The 2735-nt window shown below is 25.5% G+C and carries 3 protein-coding genes; all 3 read left to right on the top strand.

Annotated features, from left to right (window positions below):
• Positions 1-49: 49 nt before the first annotated feature.
• Genes ACTT9D_RS07165 through neuC form a run of 3 tightly spaced genes read left to right on the top strand, consistent with a single transcriptional unit; the run spans position 50 to position 2655 of the window.
• Complete coding sequence (locus ACTT9D_RS07165; RefSeq protein WP_440931096.1) at positions 50-454, top strand: hypothetical protein; 405 nt, start codon at positions 50-52, stop codon at positions 452-454.
• Positions 455-491: 37 nt separating this feature from the next.
• The gene (locus tag ACTT9D_RS07160) at positions 492-1529 is read left to right on the top strand and encodes an N-acetylneuraminate synthase family protein (RefSeq protein WP_440931095.1); all 1038 of its coding nucleotides are present in this window, start codon (positions 492-494) and stop codon (positions 1527-1529) included.
• Positions 1513-2655 (top strand): UDP-N-acetylglucosamine 2-epimerase, encoded by a 1143-nt coding sequence (neuC, locus tag ACTT9D_RS07155; RefSeq protein WP_440931094.1) that lies wholly within the window; start codon positions 1513-1515, stop codon positions 2653-2655. The genes ACTT9D_RS07160 and neuC overlap by 17 nt, the downstream gene beginning before the upstream one ends.
• Positions 2656-2735: the final 80 nt, after the last annotated feature.

Raw genomic sequence — 2735 nt, 5'->3', positions numbered from 1 at the left:
CAGATGTTTATAAGAGACTGATATAAGAGAAAAAATCTTTTACCAAAATTTGATAAAAAATAGTGTCAATTTTATTGAAAAAAAATCAAGCTTTTCATCGTACATAAAAATAAATAAATTCAAATATTTTGTAGGTACTGAAAATACTTTATCTTATGAAATTTTGGCAAGAAGAAAAAGAATTGTAATTTTTGCAACAAGAAAAAAGATATTAAAAAAATTTGATAAATTTATTGATTCTGAATTAAATTTTTATTGGCCAGGTATAATGAAAGAAACAGGAAAATATTGGACACATAGCTTAAGCAAAAAAAAATTTGAAAAAGTATTAGATTACCTTTTACTTGCTTCAGATAAAGAGTGGCAGCAAGAATTAGATAAAATTGACAAAAATTATAAAATTGATTTTGACTTTAACAATTTAAAATTTAAAACAATTTTACAAAACAATTGAAACAAGGCTGAAACAAATTATAACCTATTTTATGAATATGATTAAAATTAATAATTTTAAAATAGGTCCAAATGTAAAACCAACAATTATTGCAGAATTAGGCATAAATCACAATGGATCTTTAGAGAGGGCAATTAAAATAGCTGATAGTGCAATAAAATCAGGCGCAGATTTTATAAAACATCAAACACATATTGTTGATGATGAGATGTCAGATGAAGCAAAAAAAGTTATACCTGGTAACTCCAAAAAAAATATTTTTGAAATAATAAAGAATTCTTCATTAAATGAAGAAGATGAGTTTAAGTTAATGCAATATATAAAAAAACAAGGTAAAATTTTTTTTAGTACTCCATTTTCGAGAAAAGCTGTAGATAGATTAGAAAAATTTAAAGTACCTATTTATAAAATAGGCTCAGGTGAATGTAATAATTATCCTCTGGTGGAATATATAGCAAAAAAAAGAAAACCTATAATTTTAAGCACAGGCATGAACGATATAAAGTCTATTAAAACATCTGTAGAAATTTTGAGAAAATATAAAATAAAATACGCTCTTATGCACTGTACTAATATTTATCCAACACCCAACCACCTAGTAAGATTAGATTGCATAGAGATACTAAAGAATAAATTTAAAGATGCAATAGTTGGATTATCAGATCATTCCGAAACTATATATGGATGTTTAGGTGCGATAGGAAAAGGAGCTTCAATCATAGAAAAACACTTTGTAGACTCAAAAAAGTTTAAAGGACCTGATATTAGCGCATCTATGGATCCTAAAGAACTCAAAGAATTAATTAAAGGCTCGAAAGTTATATTTGCATCTAGAGGTAATAATAAAAAAGCAATTAAAGAAGAAAAAAAAACTATCGCATTCGCATTTGCTTCAATTGCAGCAGTAAAAAATATTAAACAAGGGGAAAAATTTACTGAAAAAAATATTTTTCCTTTAAGACCGTATAATGGAGATTATAAAGTGAAAGACTACTACTCATTACTTGGTAAAAAAGCTGCTAAAGATATTTCAGCTGGTAATCAAATTAAAAAAGCATATGTCAAAAAAAATTAAGATTGCTCTACTTACTGAGAGAAGAGCAGATTATAGTAGATTTAAGCCAATATTAAATAAGATTAAGAAAGATAATAAGCTAGAATACAATCTTATTGTTACAGGAATGCATTTACTTTCTTCGGCCGGTAAAACTATTGATGAGATTAAAAGAGATGGTTTTAAAATTTCAAAAAAAATAAACATGTTTAAGGTTAATACCGGAGATGGATTTTCTATGATTAATGGAATATCCAATATATTAAGTCCTCTTGCAAAACATTTAAAAAAAGAAAAACCAGACATCATATTATCTGGTTTTGATATAGGAGGTAATTTTTCAATTACTATTGTAGGTGCTCATCTAAATATTCCTATAGCTCATATACAAGGAGGAGAAAGAAGTGGTTCAATTGATGAGAGCTTAAGACATTCAATGAGTAAATTTTCCAATTATCATTTTGTAGCAACTCAAGAAGCAAAAAGAAGACTAATTAAAATGGGTGAAAAAAAAGATGATATTTTTGTGGTAGGATGCCCATCAATCGATGCTTTGAAAGAGATAAAAACAGTAAAACTTGAAATTTTAACTAAAAAATTTAATTTTAATTTTCTACAACCTTATTTATTATGTATCCAACATCCCATTACTACTGAAAATGAAGTATCAAAAGAACAAATTAAAGAAACTTTAGTAGCTCTAAAAAAAATAAATTTACCAATTTTTTTTATAATGCCAAATAATGATAGTGGCTTTCAACAAATTGTGAAAGAAATTAAGTTTTCTAAATTTAAATATACGCCAACACTTGATTTAAGTGAATATAAAACAATATTAAAAAATTGCTCCATGCTAGTAGGAAATTCAAGCTCAGGAATTCATGAAGCTGCAACATTTAAAAAACCAGTTATTAACATTGGATCTAGACAAAAAAATAGATTTAAATCATTAAATGTGATTGATGCGAAAAATAGTTCTTCAGATATATATAAAAAAATCAAACATGCTTTAGAAAATAAAAAATTTCAAAAAAAAATTAAAAAAATTGTAAACCCATATGGCAGTGGCAATAGCAGTTCAAAAATTTTAAAGATTTTAAAAAGGTTAAACCTACAATCAAATACTCAAAAAATAAACACATATTAATTTGAGAAAAAAAATTCTAATCTTAGGCTCCTCAGGTTATTTAGGAAAAAAAATATATAAAAATTTCAAAAATAATTTTA

It is taken from the genome of Candidatus Pelagibacter sp., from assembly GCF_052049815.1.
Taxonomy (GTDB): Bacteria; Pseudomonadota; Alphaproteobacteria; order Pelagibacterales; family Pelagibacteraceae; genus Pelagibacter.
Note: the sequence above shows the minus strand (reverse complement) of the source record. Positions and strands in the feature narration are given on the sequence as shown.